The sequence below is a fragment of the Enterobacter cloacae complex sp. IR5450 genome, from assembly GCF_049238665.1.
Classification (GTDB): domain Bacteria; phylum Pseudomonadota; class Gammaproteobacteria; order Enterobacterales; family Enterobacteriaceae; genus Enterobacter; species Enterobacter hormaechei_C.
The window spans coordinates 57541-78287 of sequence record NZ_JBMKIC010000014.1 but is presented as its reverse complement, the minus strand read 5'-3'; the positions used below and the strand labels follow the sequence as shown (position 1 = coordinate 78287).

At 57.2% G+C, this 20747-nt stretch carries 15 protein-coding genes; 6 read left to right on the top strand and 9 right to left on the bottom strand.

Features of this window, described 5'->3' with window-relative positions:
* Positions 1-16 precede the first annotated feature (16 nt).
* Positions 17-775, top strand: a complete 759-nt coding sequence (locus ACOTYB_RS12975) for a DeoR/GlpR family transcriptional regulator (RefSeq protein ID WP_003861593.1) — start codon at positions 17-19, stop codon at positions 773-775.
* Between the two features lie 62 nt (positions 776-837).
* Here ACOTYB_RS12975 and malT read toward each other — a convergent pair whose 3' ends face one another.
* Positions 838-3543, bottom strand: coding sequence for an HTH-type transcriptional regulator MalT (gene malT / locus ACOTYB_RS12970; RefSeq protein ID WP_220317093.1), 2706 nt, complete (start codon positions 3541-3543; stop codon positions 838-840).
* A 571-nt stretch (positions 3544-4114) separates the two neighbouring features.
* On the opposite strand from malT, the gene malP reads away from it, so the two are divergent.
* Together malP and malQ are read left to right on the top strand one after the other, a co-directional pair.
* On the top strand, positions 4115-6508 hold the full coding sequence (gene malP, locus ACOTYB_RS12965) for a maltodextrin phosphorylase (RefSeq protein WP_045343565.1): 2394 nt from the start codon (positions 4115-4117) through the stop codon (positions 6506-6508).
* A 9-nt stretch (positions 6509-6517) separates the two neighbouring features.
* Complete coding sequence (gene malQ / locus ACOTYB_RS12960; protein ID WP_126524850.1) at positions 6518-8599, top strand: 4-alpha-glucanotransferase; 2082 nt, start codon at positions 6518-6520, stop codon at positions 8597-8599.
* An 86-nt stretch (positions 8600-8685) separates the two neighbouring features.
* Here malQ and gntT read toward each other — a convergent pair whose 3' ends face one another.
* From gntT to gntX, 3 genes are all read right to left on the bottom strand, one after another.
* On the bottom strand, positions 8686-10002 hold the full coding sequence (gntT, locus tag ACOTYB_RS12955; protein WP_017384145.1) for a gluconate transporter: 1317 nt from the start codon (positions 10000-10002) through the stop codon (positions 8686-8688).
* Between the two features lie 305 nt (positions 10003-10307).
* The gene (nfuA, locus tag ACOTYB_RS12950) at positions 10308-10883 is read right to left on the bottom strand and encodes a Fe-S biogenesis protein NfuA (RefSeq protein WP_003861601.1); all 576 of its coding nucleotides are present in this window, start codon (positions 10881-10883) and stop codon (positions 10308-10310) included.
* Positions 10884-10944: 61 nt separating this feature from the next.
* Positions 10945-11625 carry a DNA utilization protein GntX gene (gene gntX / locus ACOTYB_RS12945; RefSeq protein WP_126524852.1) on the bottom strand — a complete coding sequence of 227 codons (681 nt, stop codon included), beginning with the start codon at positions 11623-11625 and terminating at the stop codon, positions 10945-10947.
* A gap of 36 nt (positions 11626-11661) precedes the next feature.
* Here gntX and bioH point away from each other — a divergent pair, with 36 nt between their 5' ends.
* A complete protein-coding gene (bioH, locus tag ACOTYB_RS12940; RefSeq protein WP_003861604.1) occupies positions 11662-12444 on the top strand; it encodes a pimeloyl-ACP methyl ester esterase BioH in 783 nt (260 codons plus the stop codon).
* Here the strand turns inward: bioH and feoC are convergent.
* The 5 genes from feoC to greB all read right to left on the bottom strand — a co-directional run bounded on the left by feoC (position 12419) and on the right by greB (position 18453).
* Complete coding sequence (gene feoC, locus ACOTYB_RS12935; RefSeq protein WP_017384148.1) at positions 12419-12655, bottom strand: [Fe-S]-dependent transcriptional repressor FeoC; 237 nt, start codon at positions 12653-12655, stop codon at positions 12419-12421. The two genes, bioH and feoC, sit on opposite strands and share 26 nt — an antisense overlap.
* Before the next feature lie 10 nt (positions 12656-12665).
* Positions 12666-14984: a Fe(2+) transporter permease subunit FeoB gene (gene feoB / locus ACOTYB_RS12930; RefSeq protein WP_023314959.1), complete on the bottom strand. Its 2319-nt coding sequence runs from the start codon at positions 14982-14984 to the stop codon at positions 12666-12668.
* A gap of 30 nt (positions 14985-15014) precedes the next feature.
* A complete protein-coding gene (gene feoA / locus ACOTYB_RS12925) occupies positions 15015-15242 on the bottom strand; it encodes a ferrous iron transporter A (protein WP_003861611.1) in 228 nt (75 codons plus the stop codon).
* A gap of 319 nt (positions 15243-15561) precedes the next feature.
* Positions 15562-17892 (bottom strand): Tex family protein, encoded by a 2331-nt coding sequence (locus ACOTYB_RS12920; RefSeq protein WP_023314958.1) that lies wholly within the window; start codon positions 17890-17892, stop codon positions 15562-15564.
* Positions 17893-17979: 87 nt separating this feature from the next.
* Positions 17980-18453, bottom strand: a complete 474-nt coding sequence (gene greB / locus ACOTYB_RS12915; protein ID WP_003861614.1) for a transcription elongation factor GreB — start codon at positions 18451-18453, stop codon at positions 17980-17982.
* A 228-nt stretch (positions 18454-18681) separates the two neighbouring features.
* Here greB and ompR point away from each other — a divergent pair, with 228 nt between their 5' ends.
* Positions 18682-19401 carry a two-component system response regulator OmpR gene (gene ompR / locus ACOTYB_RS12910; protein WP_001157751.1) on the top strand — a complete coding sequence of 240 codons (720 nt, stop codon included), beginning with the start codon at positions 18682-18684 and terminating at the stop codon, positions 19399-19401.
* On the top strand, positions 19398-20744 hold the full coding sequence (gene envZ / locus ACOTYB_RS12905) for a two-component system sensor histidine kinase EnvZ (protein ID WP_003861615.1): 1347 nt from the start codon (positions 19398-19400) through the stop codon (positions 20742-20744). The genes ompR and envZ overlap by 4 nt, the downstream gene beginning before the upstream one ends.
* The last annotated feature ends 3 nt before the right edge of the window (positions 20745-20747 follow it).

The following is a 20747-nucleotide window of genomic DNA, read 5'->3' as shown; positions in this document are numbered from 1 at the left end:
TTCCCAGGGATATTTCATGAAACAAACACAACGTCATGACGCCATTATCGAACTGGTAAAAAAACAGGGATACGTCAGTACTGAAGAGCTGGTGGAGCAGTTTGCCGTTAGCCCGCAAACCATCCGTCGTGACCTCAACGACCTGGCCGATCAGAACCGTATTCTGCGTCACCACGGCGGTGCCGCGCTGCCGTCCAGCTCGGTGAACACCTCATGGCATGACCGTAAGGCGACGCAAACGGCAGAGAAAGAGCGTATCGCCCGTAAAGTGGCGAGCCAGATCCCGAACGGCGCGACGCTGTTTATTGATATCGGCACCACGCCGGAAGCGGTCGCCCATGCGCTGCTGAACCACGAGAACCTCCGCGTGGTGACCAACAACCTGAACGTGGCCAACACGTTGATGCAGAAAGACGATTTCCGCATCATCCTCGCGGGCGGCGAACTGCGCAGCCGCGACGGGGGCATTATCGGCGAAGCGACGCTCGATTTTATCTCTCAGTTTCGCCTCGATTTCGGCATTCTGGGGATCAGCGGCATCGACACCGACGGCTCGCTGCTGGAGTTTGATTACCACGAGGTGCGCACCAAGCGCGCGATCATTGAAAACTCACGTCACGTGATGCTGGTGGTGGATCACTCCAAGTTTGGTCGTAACGCGATGGTGAACATGGGCAGCATCAGCATGGTGGATGCGGTTTATACTGATGTGATGCCACCGGCGGGCGTGATGCAGGTGATTAAAGATAATAATTTGCAGTTAGAGTTATGTTGAGAAGCCATTCTCCCTCTCCCTGTGGGAGAGGGCCGGGGTGAGGGCATCAGACCGCAAAGGATTTACACTCCGTACCCCATCATCTTCAACAGCTGCTGCGCATGCTGCACCGCATCCTGACGGTGCGCCACGCCCAGCTTCTGATACAGATTGCGAATGTGCGTTTTGATGGTGGTCGCCGCCACCGCCAGCTCACCGGCAATCTGCTCGTTGCTGTAGCCGGAATAGATCAGCCCCAGCACCTGCCATTCACGCTGGGTGAGCGGGCTGGTACGGATAAGCTCAGGCACTTCCGGATGGTTCAGCAGACGTTCAACAAAGTTCTCATCGAAGTGCGCAAACTTATGGCGATGATGCTGGTTAATCTCGCGCAGAATGCGCTGGGCGCGATGCTGATCGAGTTCCGGCAGCGTGTTGAGCTGAATCAGCTGGCGCAGCTGCTGGGCCATCACTTCACCCTCAATCACAAAGTGGCTGATAAACCCGGTGCGGTTCGCCAGCTGCAACGCTTCCAGCAGTACGCGCTGGGCATCGTTTTTACGTCCTGCCTGCCAGTAAAGCTGGTTTAACAGCAGCAGGTTGCGGTTTAAATCGCTCATCAGGCGCAGGCTGCGGGCGTTTTCGTTTAACTCTTCCAGCACGATCTCGGCAGGCTCAAAGTCACCCAGCAGGATCTGCACGCGGGCAATATTGCGCCACTGGCTTTGCAGGAAGTGGTTATTGGCAAATTCCGGTTTAGGCGTGTGACGCAGCCAGTTGGCGGCGGACTTTTTATCGCCGGTCATCTGCCAGTAAATCACCCTGACCTTATCGGCGTTGGAGACCCAGTCGCTATGGTACTGTCCGTTGCCGAGCAGATTTTCCAGGCGGTTAAGGTGGTTACGGGCATTATCCAGGTCGCCGCGTGCCAGCGAGCACTGCACCAGCAGAGCCAGACACTGGAGCTGCTGCTGCGGCTGGAAGCTCGAAAGGACATTCAGACCCTGGCGGGCGCAGCTTTCTGCTTCATCCAGACGCGACCATGCCCACAGCAGCTGAGCGCGAATACGCAACAGGAACTCGTGCATCGGCAGCTGTTCCAGATGTTGTTCACGGATCAGCTGGAACGCTTTCTCCTGGTTTTCCCAGGCTGCTTGCAGAAACCCCTGAGCAAATAAAATCTCGCTTTGCTGGATCAGGCTCCACAGGGCGTAATGCCAGACATCGTGGCGGCGCGCCATCTGTTCGGTTTGCTGCATGAGTGAAAGCGAACGCGTGAGATCGCCCTTACAGTGCAGCACTTCGCCGTGTACCGAGGTGGCCACAATACGGCTGTAAAAATTCGCCAGCGGCAGCTCATCCAGCGCGACCATCGCCAGCCGTTCAGCTTCATCCGGGTCCCCGTCGTTAATCGCCACCTGTGCGCGCAGGGCGTTAAATTCGCCGTGCAGGGTGGTATCCATCTCGCTTTCCATCTCCTGCTCGGCGCGCGCCAGCAGGGTGTTCACTTCGCTGTAGCGATGCTGGCTCTGCATCAGCCAGGCCTGGAGCAGCACCAGACGCGGATTCTCCAGCAGGCTTTCCCACGGCAGCGCTTTTAACGACTCTTCCAGCAGCGTCAGTTCGCTGTGGTTGAACAGTCCCCACGCGTGGTTGAGCAGAATATCGCGCAGCATACCGGCATCCCCGGCGGCCAGCGCATGGTGGATAGCCTCGCTCGGGAAACCTTGCGCCATCCAGCTTTCGGCGGCGGCGCGGTGAATGTCAGGCAGCTCTGCGGCCAGTTCCCACTGGCAACGCTGGCGCAGGAAGCTGCCAAACAGCGGATGGTAGCTAAACCATTCGCCGTGATCGTCCATACGCGTCAGGAACAGACCCTGACGTTCAATCTCTTCGAGCTGGAGCTGCCCGTTTTCAATACCGGTGACGCGCACAATCAGCGCGTCGTTCATGGAGCGCAGCAGGGAGCTTTTCAGCAGGAAATGGCGGGTGGAGAGGTCAACGCTGTCGAGTACCTCATCCACCAGATAATCCGACAGGTGGCTGGCGTTGATGCCCGCCAGGCGGCGTGCGGACTGATGCGTCGGGCTGTTGTTTTGCCGCGCGGAGAGGGCAATCAGCTGAAGCGCCGTGGCCCAGCCGGCAACGTCATCGCACAGGCGGCTGCTTTCAGACGCCTCAATCGGAGACGTCAGCCGGCAGTCAAAGAACTGCTTCGCTTCCTGATGGGTAAAGGCCAGCTGCTGACTGCCGATTTCCAGAAGCTGATCGCGCACCCGCAGGTTGGCAATGCCCAACTGCGGAAGGTTACGCGACAGGACAACCAGCGTCAGGTTTTCCGGCTGATGGCGCAGGAAGAAACGCATGGACTCGTGAATAACCGGGTTGGTGATCAGATGATAATCATCAATCACCACATACAGCGGGCGATGCCATTCGGCCAGCTCGATAAACAGCTGGGAGAAAAGAGAGAACAGGCTGGCGTACTGGCGCTTTTGCACCATCACCTCGCTGGTGACGCAGTGTCCGTTGGTCGCCTGCTGAATCGCGGCAATTAAATAGCTGGCAAAACGCTCCTGCTGGTTATCACCTTCATCCAGGGAGTACCAGCCAAGATCGCTTTTACCTGCCGCCCATTGCGAAATGAGCGTTGTTTTTCCATAACCCGCAGGACTCGTAACCAGCGCCAGTCGGAAATTATGCGCACCGGAAAGTTTAGCCAGCAGGCGCTCGCGGACCACAGTATGGTCAAGACGAACCGGGCGACTTAATTTGGACGGAATCAACATAGTTTTCACTTCACTGTGGGGAACGAGAGAATTTATTTTTTTGCGCTTCGTAATTAATATCTATAAGTTCGGCCAATAGAGGAACTATTGCAAGTTATGTCTGGGTTTGGAGGCTCTGAATTTGCACTCTGTCACAAAACATTCTCATCACTGATGGAACTTTCCGTAAATGGCTGGATGCCGCGCTGCTTCTGGCTTGTCTGCATGACGCTCGGTTGCGCTGAAACTGGTTTCAGAAAGAGATAATGACGGTGAAGTTAATTAACTTTGGGGAAAGTTGCATGGGCTTAATAGTGGTGCTGAATAATCCCGACGCGCGGAAATATTATTCTACGTAAGTAATCATTTCAGCGATGATTAATTTCTTCCGAAACTGCATTTCATTTCTTTGACGTTCTTCCGGGATCGCTTTTTCCGCGAAGCGCACACTTACACAGTGGCCTCGATCACACTTTTATGCTCATCCCCGCTACTCCTCCCTGCCTAATCCCCGACAGGAGGAGGAAGAGGCGCAATGAGCCAGGCACACTAGCGCCAAATGTGTTTTCTCTCTACAGGATGCCGATTCCCTATGTCACAGCCTACTTTCAACAAAGCTCAATTTCAGGCTGCCCTGACGCGTCAGTGGCAGCGTTTTGGCCTTCATGCTGCAAACGAGATGACGCCTCACCAGTGGTGGCAGGCGGTGAGCGGGGCGCTCGCAGAACAGCTGGACGCTCAGCCTGTGGCGAAGCCTGTGAAAGGCCAGCGTCACGTCAACTACATTTCGATGGAGTTCCTGATTGGCCGTCTGACGGGTAACAATCTGCTGAACCTTGGCTGGTATCAGGAGGTCGGTGACGTGCTGAAAGAACACGACATCAACCTGACCGATCTGCTGGAAGAAGAGGTTGACCCGGCGCTGGGTAACGGCGGTCTGGGACGTCTGGCAGCCTGCTTCCTGGATTCCATGGCAACGGTGGGCCAGTCGGCGATTGGCTATGGCCTGAACTATCAGTACGGCCTGTTCCGTCAGTCATTTGCCGACGGCCATCAGATGGAAGCGCCGGACGACTGGCACCGCAATACCTATCCGTGGTTCCGCCACAACGCGCAGCTGGATGTGCAGGTCGGGATTGGCGGGAAAGTCACGAAGCAGGGACTCTGGGAACCGGCGTTCACCATTACCGGTGAAGCCTGGGACCTGCCGGTACTCGGCTACCGTAACGGCGTGGCGCAGCCGCTGCGTCTGTGGCAGGCGAAGCACGCGCATCCGTTTAACCTGACCAAATTCAACGACGGTGACTTCCTGCGCGCCGAGCAGCAGGGGATCGACGCCGAGAAGCTGACTAAAGTCCTCTATCCGAACGATAATCATCTGGCGGGTAAAAAGCTGCGTCTGATGCAGCAGTACTTCCAGTGCGCCTGCTCCGTGGCGGACATTCTGCGTCGACACCACCTGGCGGGCCGCAAGCTGGCTCAACTGCCGGACTTCGAAGTTATTCAGCTTAACGACACGCATCCGACCATTGCCATCCCGGAACTGCTGCGCGTGCTGATCGACGAGCATCAGCTGAGCTGGGACGACGCCTGGGCCATCACCAGCCGCACCTTCGCCTACACCAACCACACCCTGATGCCGGAAGCGCTGGAGTGCTGGGATGAGAAGCTGGTGAAAACGCTGCTGCCGCGCCATATGCAGATCATCAATAAGATTAACGACCAGTTCAAAACGCTGGTGGAGAAAACCTGGCCGGGTGACAAAGCCGTCTGGGCGAAGCTGGCCGTGGTACACGACAAACAGGTGCGCATGGCGAACATGTGCGTGGTCAGCGGCTTTGCGGTGAACGGCGTGGCGGCGCTGCACTCGGATCTGGTGGTCAAAGATCTTTTCCCGGAATACCACCAGCTGTGGCCGACCAAATTCCATAACGTGACCAACGGCATCACGCCGCGTCGCTGGATCAAGCAGTGCAACCCGCTGCTGGCCGGCCTGCTGGACAAAACCCTGAAGAAAGAGTGGGCCAACGACCTGGACCAGTTCATCAACCTGGAAAAACAGGCCGACAACGCGAAGTTCCGCGAGCAGTACCGCGCCATTAAGCTGGAGAACAAGGTTCGTCTGGCTGAGTTCGTGAAAATGCGCACCGGGATTGAGATCAACCCGAATGCGATTTTCGATATCCAGATCAAACGTCTGCACGAGTACAAACGTCAGCACCTGAACCTGCTGCACATTCTGGCGCTGTATAAAGAGATCCGCGAGAATCCACAGGCCGACCGCGTTCCGCGCGTGTTCCTGTTCGGTGCGAAAGCGGCGCCGGGCTACTACCTGGCGAAAAACATTATCCTCGCCATTAATAAAGTGGCGGCGGCGATCAACAACGATCCGAAAGTGGGCGATAAGCTGAAGGTGGTGTTCCTGCCGGACTACTGCGTTTCTGCGGCTGAAATGCTGATCCCGGCGGCGGATATTTCCGAGCAGATCTCTACCGCCGGTAAAGAAGCGTCCGGTACCGGCAACATGAAGCTGGCCCTGAACGGTGCGCTGACCGTCGGCACGCTGGACGGTGCGAACGTCGAAATTGCCGAGAAGGTCGGCGAAGAGAACATCTTTATCTTCGGCCATACTGTTGAAGAAGTGAAAGCCATCAAAGCCAAAGGGTACGACCCGGTGAAATGGCGTAAAAAAGACAAAGTGCTGGATGCGGTGCTCAAAGAGCTGGAAAGCGGGAAGTACAGCGACGGCGACAAGCACGCGTTTGACCAGATGCTGCACAGCATGGACAAACAGGGCGGCGACCCGTACCTGGTGATGGCTGACTTCTCGGCTTATGTTGAAGCGCAGAAGCAGGTCGACGTGCTGTATCGCGACCAGGATGCCTGGACCCGCGCGTGTATCCTGAACACCGCGCGCTGCGGTATGTTCAGCTCTGACCGCTCAATCCGTGATTATCAGGCTCGTATCTGGCAGGCAAAACGCTAAGGAAGCGCGATGGAGAGTAAACGTCTGGACAGTGCCGCGCAGGCGGCGGGAATTAGCCTCAGTTACATCAATGCGCACGGCAAACCGCAGTCTATTGGTGCGGACACCAAAAGACGTTTGCTGGATGCCATGCACAAAACCGACGCGAAAGCGTCGGGTGCGCCGGTGCCGAACGTGAAGGTCTTTACCGCGGGCAAAAAGATGCCGCTGGCGGTGGAAGGGCGCGGCGAGTTCAGCTGGCTGCTCACCACCGAAGAGGGGCATCAGCACAAAGGCCATGCCACCGGCGGCAAAACCCTTAACCTTCCGGCGAAGCTGCCGGAGGGCTACCACACGCTTACGCTTACCCGGGACGACCAGCGTTTTCACTGTCGGGTGATTGTGGCGCCAAAGCGTTGCTATGAGCCGCAGGCGCTGCTTGAAGGCAAAAAGCTGTGGGGCGCCTGCGTGCAGCTCTATACCCTGCGTTCGGACAGTAACTGGGGCATTGGCGATTTTGGCGACCTGAAAAAGATGCTGGCATCCGTGGGCGAGCGCGGCGGCGCGTTCATCGGCCTCAACCCGATCCACGCCCTCTATCCGGCCAACCCGGAAAGCGCCAGCCCGTACAGCCCGTCGTCCCGTCGCTGGCTGAACGTGATTTATATCGACGTTAACGCGTTAGACGATTTCAAAAACAGCAAAGAGGCGCAGGCGTGGTGGAAGCTGGACACCACCCAACAGATGCTGAAACAGGCCCGCGATGCGGACTGGGTCGATTATGCCTCCGTGACCGCGCTGAAAATGGCGGCGCTGCGTCTGGCATGGAAGGGCTTTGCGAAGCGTGACGACGAGCAGATGGCAGCCTTCCGCCAGTTTGTGATGCAGGAAGGTGAGAGCCTTTACTGGCAGGCAGCGTTTGATGCGCTGCATGCGTATCAGGTCCAGGAGGATGAGATGCGCTGGGGCTGGCCGGTGTGGCCGGAAGCCTATCAGTCCGTGGATACCCCGGAAGTGAAGGCGTTCTGTGAGACGCATGCCGACGAGGTGGATTTCTATCTCTGGTTGCAGTGGCTGGCGTACAGCCAGTTTGCCGCCTGCTGGCAGGTGAGCCAGGGCTATAACATGCCGATCGGGCTGTATCGCGATCTGGCCGTCGGCGTGGCGGAAGGCGGGGCGGAAACCTGGTGTGACCGCGAGCTTTACTGCCTGAATGCTTCGGTGGGTGCGCCGCCGGATATTCTGGGCCCGCTTGGTCAGAACTGGGGCTTACCGCCAATGGATCCGCACGTGATGGCGGCGCGTGCCTACGAGCCGTTTATCGACCTGCTGCGCGCTAACATGCAGAACTGCGGCGCGTTGCGTATCGACCACGTGATGTCCGTGCTGCGCCTGTGGTGGATCCCGTACGGTGAAACGGCTGACCACGGGGCGTACGTGCAATATCCGGTGGACGATTTGCTCTCAATCCTCGCGCTGGAGAGTAAACGTCATCAGTGCATGGTGATTGGCGAAGATCTCGGAACCGTGCCGGTGGAAATTGTCAGTAAGCTCCGCGACAGCGGCGTTTACTCCTACAAAGTGCTGTATTTTGAAAACGACCATGAGAAAACCTTCCGCGCGCCGAAAGCGTACCCTGAACAGTCAATGGCAGTCGCGACGACGCATGATCTTCCTACGCTCAGAGGTTACTGGGAAAGCGGCGACCTGACGCTCGGCAAAACGTTAGGTCTCTACCCGGATGAAGAGGTTCTGCGCGGGTTGTATCAGGATCGCGAGCTGGCGAAACAGGGGCTGCTGGACGCGCTGCATAAGCATGGCTGTCTGCCGAAGCGCGCCGGGCATAAGGCGTCGCTGATGTCGATGACGCCAACGCTTAATCGTGGCTTACAGCGCTATATTGCCGACAGCAACAGCGCATTGCTCGGTCTGCAACCGGAAGACTGGATTGATATGGCGGAGCCGGTAAACATCCCCGGCACCAGCTATCAATACAAAAACTGGCGACGCAAACTGTCCACAACGCTTGAAGCGATGTTCGCCGATGACGGGGTGAACAGGTTGATTAAGGATTTGGACAAGCGCAGAAGAGCGGTGGGTAATAAGCGGTAGTTTCACCCTCACCCTAACCCTCTCCCAGAGGGAGAGGGAATAGAATGTAGGCCGGGTCAGCGTCAGCGCTACCCGGCTTTTTTACATCAAACCACCATATTCAACAGCAGCACTCCGACCAGACCGCACACCGAAATAATGGTTTCCAGCGCGGACCAGGACTTGATGGTTTCACCGATGGTCAGGTTGAAGTACTCCTTGAACAGCCAGAAGCCCGGATCGTTCACGTGGGAGAAAATCACGCTGCCCGAACCGACCGCGATAACCATCAGTTCAGGGCTGACGCCCGTCGTGGCAATCAGCGGTGCCACGATGCCGCCTGCGGTAATCGCCGCAACGGTCGCAGAGCCCAGCGCAATACGCAGAACGGCGGCGATAGACCACGCCATCAGCAGCGGCGATACGTTGGTTTCATGCATCATGGCAGCGATGTATTTATCCACGCCGCTGTCGACCAGCACCTGCTTGAACGCGCCGCCGCCGCCGATGATCAGCAGCATCATGGCGATGATTTTGATGGAAGAGGTTAGCGTGTCGTTGATCTGATCCATGGAGCGACCGCGGTTAAGACCGAAGGTAAACATCGCAATCAATACCGCAATCAGCGTTGCCATTACCGGGTCGCCCAGGAACTCCGCAACGGACAGGAACGCGTGACCTTTCGGCAGAACCATCTCTGCTATGGCACGCATCGCCATCAGGATCACCGGTACCAGTGAGGTCCAGACGCTGACGCCAAAGCCTGGCATCTCTTCTTCAGTAAAGGTTTTGGCGCTGTACAGCCCTTCCGGGATAGGCTTATCGATGCCTTTCAGGAAGCGCGCATACACCGGGCCTGCCAGAATCACCGTCGGGATCGCCAGAATCGTACCGAACAGCAGGGTTTTACCCATATCGGCGTGGAAGATGGTGGCGATAGCCGTTGGACCCGGGTGCGGCGGCAGGAAACCGTGGGTGACGGACAGCGCCGCAGCCATCGGCACGCCCACGAACAGCAGCGGGATGTTGGCGGCAGCGGCGATGGTGAACACCAGCGGCAGCATTAGGACGAAGCCCACTTCATAGAACAGCGCGAAACCGACGGTAAAACCGGTTAACACCACTGCCCATTGAATGTTCTTCTTACCAAATTTGTCGATCAGCGTGGTGGCAATACGCTGTGCGCCACCGCAGTCCGCGAGCATTTTACCGAGCATGGCGCCGAAGCCCATGATCAGCGCCAGGCTGCCGAGCGTACCGCCGACACCGGCTTTAATGGAGCTGATAACTTTAACCAGCGGCATTCCCTGCATCAGACCGACTGCAAGTGCCACCAGAACCAGAGCGATAAATCCGTTCATTTTGAAGCGGATCATCAAGAGCAGTAATAACACAACACCGATAGCGACGATGACTAATGGCATGATTGACCTGGCCTTTGAATTGTTATGGGTAACGTCATTGTTTCAACGACAAATTCCGGTTGTCCCAACTGGGAACAGAGTGTTAACGGCACTCATACTGATGCCTGCGAAAACGTTAAGTTTAGTCGGCTGTTATAAGGGTGTTGAGTGCCCACGAGAATGATACGGGTAACATGACGTGATTGAGAATCACCCAGGGAGGCAAAATTTGAATTATGAGACGCAGGTCAACATATAGAGGGGGAGGCAAGAAAATGTAGGCCCGGTAAGCGCAGCGCCACCGGGCAATACAGACGGGCACTGAATCAGTAGTAGGAGTGCTCGCCGCGCTGGTGCTCAGTCAGATCGCGCACGCCTTTCAGTTCCGGGAATTCGTTCAGCAGCTGCTTCTCGATCCCTTCTTTCAGGGTGACATCGACCATGGAGCAGCCGTTACAGCCGCCGCCGAATTGCAGGATTGCCAGACCATCTTCGGTGATTTCCATCAGGGAAACACGTCCCCCGTGGCCGGCCAGCTGCGGGTTGATCTGCGATTGCAGCAGATATTCCACACGCTCCATCAGCGGGGCATCGTCAGAGACTTTACGCATTTTCGCGTTCGGTGCCTTCAGCGTCAGCTGAGAACCCAGCTGGTCGGTGACGAAATCAATCTCCGCATCTTCAAGATACGGCGCGCTCAGCTCATCAACGTACGCGGTGAGCTGTTCAAATTTAAGGGCAGTGTCAGTTGCTTCCACGGCATCCGGAGGACAATAAGAGACACCACATTCTGCATTCGGAGTGCCTGGATTGATCACAAACACGCGGATCTGCGTCCCTTCTTCCTGATTTGCCAGCAGTTTGGCAAAGTGCGCTTGTGCAGAATCGGAAATACGGATCATAGCTTTGGCCTAATAGTTGACTAAATTACCTGGGTATAATCATACGCCCATTGAAGAAGGGCTACAAGGTACGGCACAGACACCATACCTGAACTGACGCGGCGCCGCTTTGCAAAAGCAGTCGGGAAAGTTCAGCCACGGTACTGCCCGTGGTGACGACATCATCCACAATCGCGATATGGAGGCCGTTGACCGGCAATTCAAGGCGAAAGGCGTTTTTCAGGTTCCTTTTGCGCGACCGGGCGTTGAGCCGGTGCTGAACGGCAGTGGCATGAGTACGTTTCAGTGCAGAGGCGGGGTACCGGCAACCCAGCCAGTGGGCGAGCGGACGACACAGCAGGTCGCTTTGATTGTATCCCCGCCGCCAGTGGCGGCGCTGAAACAGTGGGACGTTCACAAGCGTGTCGACCGGCGGCAGTCCTCGCGTTCTTCGCGCCTGCAATACCGCCAGTAATAACAGGCGTGCCAGCGGCTGCGCCAGCGCGATCTGGCTGGAAAATTTGAACTGATGAACCAGACGACTCAGCGGCAATACATAATCATCCACCGCCACCAGCGCGCTCCACGGCGGCGCTTTTTTCAGGCATCGGCCGCAGGGAAGCGTCTGGCTGACGGCAGGCAAGCCGCATTGCGGACAGCCCTTCAGGTAACCCAGCGCTCGCGTGCAAACGGAACAGACGCCCCACGCGCTCGACGCAAGTGGCATTCGGCATAGCCAGCACAAGCCGGGCACTGTTAGCATACGCAACCTCCATGTGAAAAAAGAGAACGTTAACTGATGAAGACGCTGTGGTGGCAGACCGTTGGGACGGGAAATTGTCATCTTGTGCTGCTGCACGGATGGGGACTGAACGCCGAAGTGTGGCGTTGCATAAGTGAGGAACTGGCCTCGCAATTCACGGTACACCTGGTGGATCTACCGGGCTATGGCCGTAGCCACGGCTATGGCGCGATGACGCTTGACGACATGGCGGAGCAGGTTCTGGAAGCGGCGCCGCAAAAAGCCGTCTGGCTCGGCTGGAGCCTGGGCGGGCTGGTGGTAAGCCAGATTGCGCTGCGCCATCCTGAGCGGGTCCAGGCGCTGATCACCGTTGCCTCATCACCCTGTTTCAGCGCCCGCGAGGCGTGGCCGGGCATTAAACCCGAGGTGCTGGCCGGGTTCCAGCATCAGCTGAGCGAAGACTTCCAGCGGACGGTGGAGCGTTTTCTGGCGCTACAAACCATGGGAACAGAAACCGCCCGTCAGGACGCACGGACGCTGAAGCAGACGGTGCTTTCTCTGCCGATGCCGGAGGTTGAGGTGCTGAACGGTGGACTGGAGATCCTGAAAACGGCCGATCTGCGCGAGCCGCTGGCGTCGTTAACGGTGCCGCATCTGCGTATTTATGGCTATCTGGATGGACTGGTTCCGCGCAAGGTGGTTCCGCTGCTGGATGCGCTGTGGCCGGAGAGTAAATCAATGGTGGTTGCCAAAGCGGCACATGCGCCGTTCATCTCTCATCCTGCTGAGTTTTGTTCGGCGCTGTCCGGTTTTATCAGCGAAGCGTCCACCACTCCCTGAGACAGGCTTTGCCTTCAGGACAACTCTTACAACTGCCGGACAGACAACCGTCCGGCTCTTCCTGAATGCGCACGGCTTTCCCCATCGCCTCCAGCCTTTCCAGCATGGCATCGATCATCGGCTGCGGCGTATGCAGGCTGAGGCTGAGCTGCTTCGCCTCCATTCGTCCCTGTAACGCCAGTAAGTCACGAACCTGAATCAACGATGCCATCTTTTTCCCCTCAGTGACAGTCGCCTGCTGGGCTGTTACAGCAGGTCGTTGGGGTTTTGCGCGTTGCCAGCAGGTTAATGTCAACGCGGCTACGCGCCCGGCGCAGCAGGCCAATCACCATTACGTTAAACAGGATCACCGCGAGGATACAGACCAGGCTGTAGCGCGGATGCTGGCTGTAATTGACGGCCTGATAAAACACGGTCGCCAGCGAGTAGGCAATGTTCAGCCCCCACAGAATGGAGAAGCCCATCCAGCCGCGGCTGGACTCACGGGCAATGGCGCCCATGACCGAGATGCATGGAATATAGAGCAGGACGAAGATCAGGTAGCTGTAGGCCGCCGACGCGCTGCCAAATTTCTGGCCCATCACGCCCATTGCTCCGGTCGCCATTTCGCCATCGCCTTTGCTGGCTTCAATCGGGTTCGCCAGTACGCTCAGGCTGAAGGTGTCTTTCAGGCTCTGCCAGGTCTCTTCCACCGCGCCAAGCAGTTCATCGCCGAGGTTGAACGCTGCCGGGTTGAACTCCTCTTCCTGGATGTTTTCCGCGGTGTAAAGCGTGTTCAGGGTGCCGACAACCACCTCTTTTGCCATCGCGCCGGTGAACAGGCCCACGGTTGCCTGCCAGTTGTCTTCCTGAACGCCAATCGGTTTGAAGACCGGCGTAATGATCCGGCTGACGGAGGCCAGGGCAGAGTCATTAATGTTGTCCGCGGCCTGGCCGCTCAGGGTGAAGCTGTTCAGGGCGCTCAGGAAAATGCTGACCACCACAATCACCTTACCGGCGCGCAGAACGAAGCCCTTCAGGCGCTGCCATGTCTGAATAATCAGGCTTTTCAGATGCGGAACGTGATAAACCGGCAGTTCCATCACGAACGGCGACGCTTCGCCACGCATGATGGTGTGCTTCAGCATCAGGCCGGTGAGAATAGCCATCACGATACCCAGCACATACAGGGAGAAGACGGCCAGCGCCCCTTCCTGACCAAAGAACGCCGCGGCAAAGACCGCGAAGATCGCCAGACGCGCGCCACAGGACATGAACGGCGCCATCATGATGGTCATCAGGCGTTCGCGCGGGGCATCCAGCGTACGCGCGCCCATCACGGACGGCACGTTACAGCCGAAGCCGACAATCAGCGGCACGAACGATTTGCCCGGCAGCCCCAGCGCCTGCATCAGGCGGTCCATCACGAAGGCCGCGCGCGCCATGTAACCGGAATCCTCAAGGAAGGAGAGGAACAGGTACATCATGCCGATCTGCGGCACCAGCGGCAGGACGGTGTTGATCCCGCCGCCGATCCCCTGCGCAAGGAAGATGGTCAACCATTCCGGGAAGTGGAGGGTGTAGCCCAGCCACTGAATACCGTGCACGAAGATAGCGACAGAGCCGCCATCAAAGATAGGTTGTAATGCACCGCCGATGTTAATGGCGAGCAGGAACATCACGTACATCACCAGTAAAAAGATCGGCAAACCTAGGAAGCGGTTGAGCACAATCTTATCCACGGCGGCGGTGAAGCGGCTGGGTTCAGCGGTTAATGCATTGCTGACCACGTCACAGATAGCGGCGATGGCCTGATAGCGCGCATCCGCAATATGCAGAGCGGGATCGTCCAGCTCGTCGCTCAGGCGAGCCTGCGCGACGCCCAGCTTATCCGCCGCATCGCCTGCGTAGGCGCGGCTGTAGATATCGCCTTCCAGCATTTGCAGGCCAAGCCACAGACGTTGTCTGGCGGGCATGCTGTTGTCCATCTCCTGCGCCAGTTGCCCGGCTTCGCGCAGCAGGGGTTGGGCGTAGTGCACCAGTTCGACGTCGGCATTGCCCGTGTGGCGGTCAATCGCCAGCTTCAGGGCGTCAATGCCGCGTGCGCGGGTAGAAACCAGCGGAACCACCGGGCAGCCCAGACGGGCGGAGAGGGCGTCGACGTCGATGCGCAGCTTTTGCTTCTCGGCGATGTCGAGCATGTTAAGCGCTACGATGCAGGGAATACCCAGCTCCAGCAGTTGTAACGTGAGATACAGATTTCGTTCGAGATTGGAGGCATCCACCACATTGATGAGCAGATCCGCGTCGCCGCTCAGAATATAGTGGCAGGCAATTTGCTCATCGAGTGAGGTCTGGGATGAAATCGTGGTGAGTGAATAGGTCCCCGGTAAATCAACCAGCGTGACCTGATTATCTGTTGTAGTGAACTGGCCCTCTTTGCGTTCCACCGTCACGCCTGCCCAATTTCCCACACGCTGGCGTGCGCCGGTTAACTGATTAAATAAGGTTGTCTTGCCGGAATTAGGATTGCCAATTAAGCCAATAGTTAATTTTTTCATTGTAATAGACTCACTGAAACCGCTGGCTTGTTAACGGGATAAAGATTCAACTTCAATTAATGCGAGGTCTTTTTTACGCAGAACCAGATTAACGCGTCGGGTTTCGATATGAACAGGATCGCCCAACGGCGCAACGCGCACCACCTGGAACGATGAGCCGGGTAGCATGCCCAGGGACAGCAGCTTCTGCCGATAGGCCGGGCTTATCTCACGGGTAAAACCGATAATTTTCCACGCACTGTCTGGAGTGAATTGCATAGCGCCTGATTCCACGAGAGGTTAAATAATCTACACTGCGATGATAATGAGAATAGTTTTTATCAGCAATAATAAAAATGTGACGGGATGTTGTTAATCGTATTAATTTGCGGTCTGCTTGACCTTGCTCAATATTTGCGAAATTGAGGTGAAAATAAAAAGAAGGCTATTTGTTAATGAGGTGATAATTCGTGGTTTAAATATGGATACAACTTATTTATTTTAATTCCCTGCGGCCTGCTTGCCGGGCGGCACTGCGTTTGCCCGGCCTACAAAACCGTAGGCCCGGTAAGCGTCGCGCCACCGGGCATTTACAGTATTAGCGTTTCTTACCCATCGCCGCTGCCAGCGCATCCATCATCGCGCTGTTGCCTGCTGGCTGTGCGTCACGTCCGCGTGGCTTCGCGGCTTTCGCTGCCGGACGCTGCTGTTCACGGCCACCGCCATTACCGCCACGGCGCGCGTTAGTGTCGCCCGGCTGCTCGTCCAGACGCATGGTCAGGGCAATACGCTTGCGCTGGAGATCCACTTCCAGCACTTTCACCTTCACGATGTCGCCCGCTTTGACCACGGTGTGCGGATCTTCAACGAACTTGTCGGCGAGGGAAGAGATATGCACCAGACCGTCCTGATGCACGCCGATATCCACAAACGCGCCAAAGTTGGTGACGTTGGTTACCGCCCCCTCCAGCACCATGCCCGGCAGCAGGTCGTTCATGGTTTCCACGCCGTCAGCAAAGGTCGCGGTTTTAAACTCAGGACGGGGATCGCGGCCCGGTTTTTCCAGCTCTTTGATGATGTCAGTGACCGTCGGCACACCGAACTGTTCGTCGGTGAAATCCACCGCTTTGAGGTTACGCAGCGCGCTGCTGTCGCCCATCAGGTCTTTAAGCGCCTGCTGAGTCGCGGCCAGGATGCGCTCAACAACAGGGTACGCTTCCGGGTGAACGGTAGAGGCATCCAGCGGGTTATCGCCGTGGTTGATGCGCAGGAAGCCCGCGCACTGCTCAAATGCTTTCGGCCCCAGACGGCTCACCTTCAGCAGCTGCTGGCGGTTCTGGAACTGACCGTTCTCATCACGCCAGGCGACGATATTCTGTGCCATCATACGGGTCAGGCCCGCCACGCGGGTCAGCAGGGGAACGGAAGCGGTGTTCAGGTCCACGCCGACGGCGTTAACACAGTCTTCCACTACCGCATCCAGCTTGCGCGCCAGCTGCGTCTGGCTCACGTCGTGCTGATACTGGCCCACACCGATGGATTTCGGGTCGATCTTCACCAGCTCCGCCAGCGGATCCTGCAAACGACGGGCGATAGAGACCGCGCCGCGCAGGGAAACGTCCAGATCCGGGAACTCCTGCGCTGCCAGCTCAGAGGCGGAGTAGACTGATGCCCCCGCTTCGCTGACGATCACTTTCTGCGCCGTCACTTTCGGGAACTGCTTCTGCACGTCGAGATAGAAACGTTCGGTTTCGCGGGACGCCGTACCGTTACCGATGGCAACCAGCTCAACGTTGTACTTCTCGCACAGCGCGGCGACGACGACAGCCGCTTTCGCTGCCTGACCGGTGTGCGGGTAAATGGTGTCGGTGGCAACGAGCTTGCCGGTGCCGTCAACCACGGCCACCTTCACGCCGGTACGCAGACCCGGATCGAGACCCATGGTGGCGCGCAGGCCAGCTGGCGCAGCCATCAGCAGGTCGTGCAGGTTACGGGCGAAGACGTTGATCGCTTCGTCTTCGGCGCGCTCGCGCACGGTGCCCATCAGCTCGGTTTCGAGGTGCATCAGCACCTTGATGCGCCAGGTCCAGCTCACCACGCCTTTGCGCCAGCTGTCCGCCGGGGCGTTGTTCAGGCGCAGACCGAGGTGATCCATAATGATCTGCTCGCAGTGGCTCTCTTTTGGCGGCTCGTCAAACTGCGGATCGGCATTCAGGGAGAGTTGCAGCACGCCTTCGTTACGGCCGCGGAACATCGCCAGCGCGCGGTGAGACGGCGCGGTAGAAATGGGTTCGTGGTGATCGAAATAGTCGCGGAATTTCGCGCCTTCTTCCTCTTTGCCGGACACCACGGTGGAGACGATATGCGCGTTCTTCCACAGGTAATCACGCACTTTGGCCAGCAGCGCCGCGTCTTCGGCGAAGCGCTCCATCAGAATATAGCGAGCACCGTCCAGCGCGGCTTTGGTGTCTGCTACGCCTTTATCGGCGTCGATAAACTTGGCGGCTTCGGTTTCCGGATCGTGAGACGGCTCGTTCCACAGCAGATCGGCCAGCGGCTCAAGGCCGGCTTCGATCGCAATCTGCCCGCGCGTGCGGCGCTTCGGTTTGTACGGCAGATAGAGGTCTTCGAGTTCGGTTTTACTCAGGGTACCGTTAATGGCTTTTTCCAGGTCACTGGTCAGCTTGCCCTGCTCGCCGATAGATTTGAGGATCGCCTGACGTCGGTCTTCCAGCTCGCGCAGATAGCCCAGACGGGTCTCAAGGTTTCGCAGCTGCGTGTCATCCAGACCGCCGGTGACTTCCTTACGATAACGTGCAATAAACGGCACGGTGTTCCCTTCATCAAGCAGGCGAACGGCAGCTTCTACCTGTTCGGCTCTGGCCTGAAGTTCACCCGCAATAATGCGGCAGAGCGACTCTTTCATCATGATCAGTTCATCTTGTGGATCGAAAATCAGGGGGATAGTTATACGGGCTGACACTAAAAAATGCCAGCCGGGGAGGGCGCTCTCGGACTATTTAACATACACGATTTCGTTGACGTACCAGCTTGCTTCACCTGCGGGCGTCTGGACAACGGCTAAATCGCCCACCTCTTTTTTCAGCAGGGCGCGGGCCATGGGTGAATCGATAGAAATGTAATCCTTACGACCAAAAATTTCATCATAGCCGACGATACGAAAACGCAGGGTGTCGCCGTTGTCGTTTTCAATTTCGACCCACGCGCCGAAGAACACTTTACCTTCCTGCTGCGGGGAGTAATCGACAATTTTGAGATTCTCGAGACACTTCGTCAGGTAGCGTACCCGGCGATCGATTTCGCGCAGTCGCTTTTTATTGTACTGATAGTCCGCATTCTCGCTGCGGTCGCCCAGACTTGCGGCCCAGGTGACTTTTTTGGTCACTTCCGGACGCTCTTCGCGCCACAGGTAATCCATCTCTTTTTTGAGTTTCTCGTACCCTTCGCGGGTGATCAGAGGCGTTTTCATGGTGCAGCCTTTAATGCCGGTTAACTGTCTTTGCGCACAATACGTAGCGCACAGTGTAACAGACAAGATTAATAATGATTTATGTGATGAAATGAACAGATAAGCTGCTGTTAAATATGCTTTGTAACAATTTCGTCTAGAATTTATACCAGAATTTGCTGGTCGAACCCGTGCACTTTTTTAGAATACGCTGTTCCAGGCTTATCCGAACCTTTGGGAGTACACACAATGCAAGAGAACTACAAAATTCTGGTCGTAGATGACGACATGCGCCTGCGTGCGCTGCTGGAACGTTATCTGACCGAGCAGGGCTTCCAGGTTCGTAGCGTCGCGAACGCGGAACAGATGGATCGTCTGCTGACGCGTGAATCTTTCCACCTGATGGTGTTGGACCTGATGCTGCCTGGCGAAGACGGGCTCTCTATTTGCCGCCGTCTGCGCAGCCAGAGCAACCCGATGCCGATCATCATGGTGACGGCGAAGGGTGAAGAAGTCGACCGTATTGTCGGCCTTGAGATTGGCGCTGATGACTACATTCCAAAGCCGTTTAACCCGCGTGAACTGCTGGCGCGTATTCGCGCCGTGCTGCGTCGTCAGGCGAACGAACTGCCGGGCGCGCCATCTCAGGAAGAGGCCGTCATTGCATTCGGTAAGTTTAAGCTGAACCTCGGCACCCGTGAGATGTTCCGTGAAGATGAGCCAATGCCGCTCACCAGCGGTGAGTTCGCGGTGCTGAAAGCGCTGGTCAGCCACCCGCGTGAGCCGCTCTCCCGTGACAAGCTGATGAACCTGGCGCGTGGTCGTGAATACTCCGCGATGGAGCGTTCTATCGACGTGCAAATCTCTCGTCTGCGTCGTATGGTGGAAGAAGATCCGGCGCATCCTCGTTATATTCAGACCGTTTGGGGTCTGGGCTACGTGTTTGTCCCGGACGGCTCTAAAGCATGAGGCGAATGCGCTTCTCGCCGCGAAGTTCGTTTGCCCGCACGCTGTTATTGATCGTCACCCTGCTGTTTGTCAGTCTGGTGACGACCTACCTGGTGGTGCTGAACTTTGCAATCCTGCCGAGCCTCCAGCAGTTTAATAAGGTGCTGGCATACGAAGTGCGTATGCTGATGACCGACAAACTGCAACTGGAGGACGGCACGCAGTTGGTTGTTCCCCCGGCGTTCCGTCGGGAAATCTACCGTGAGCTGGGCATTTCTCTCTACTCGAACGAAGCGGCGGAAGATGCCGGCCTGCGCTGGGCGCAGCACTATGAATTCCTCAGCCAGCAGATGGCGCAGCAGCTTGGCGGCCCGACGGAAGTGCGCGTTGAGGTCAATAAAAGCTCGCCGGTTGTCTGGCTGAAAACCTGGCTGTCACCCAACATCTGGGTGCGTGTTCCGCTCACCGAGATTCATCAGGGCGACTTCTCACCGCTGTTCCGATACACCCTGGCGATCATGCTGCTGGCCATCGGCGGCGCATGGCTGTTTATTCGTATCCAGAACCGACCGCTGGTCGACCTGGAGCATGCGGCATTACAGGTCGGTAAAGGTATTATCCCACCGCCGCTGCGCGAGTATGGCGCATCGGAAGTGCGCTCGGTAACGCGTGCGTTTAACCACATGGCGGCAGGCGTTAAACAGCTGGCGGACGACCGTACGCTGCTGATGGCGGGGGTCAGCCATGACCTTCGCACGCCCCTGACGCGTATCCGGCTGGCGACGGAGATGATGGGCGAGCAGGATGGTTATCTTGCAGAGTCCATCAACAAGGATATCGAAGAGTGTAACGCCATCATCGAGCAGTTTATCGACTACCTGCGCACCGGGCAGGAGATGCCGATGGAGATGGCGGATCTGAATGCGGTTCTGGGCGAAGTGGTTGCTGCCGAAAGCGGCTACGAACGTGAAATTGCGACCGACCTTCAGGCAGGTGAGATTCAGGTACGTATGCACCCGCTCTCCATTAAACGCGCGGTGGCGAATATGGTGGTCAACGCGGCGCGCTACGGCAACGGCTGGATCAAAGTCAGCAGCGGTACGGAACTCAACCGCGCCTGGTTCCAGGTGGAAGACGATGGCCCGGGCATCAAGCCTGAGCAGCGTAAGCACCTGTTCCAGCCATTTGTGCGCGGCGACAGCGCGCGCAGCACCAGCGGAACCGGCTTAGGCCTGGCGATTGTGCAGCGTATTGTGGATAACCATAACGGACTGCTGGAAATTGGCACCAGCGAGCGGGGTGGTTTGAGCATTCGTGCGTGGTTACCGGTGCCGGTTTTACGGGGTCAGGTGAAAGAGAGTTAAAAA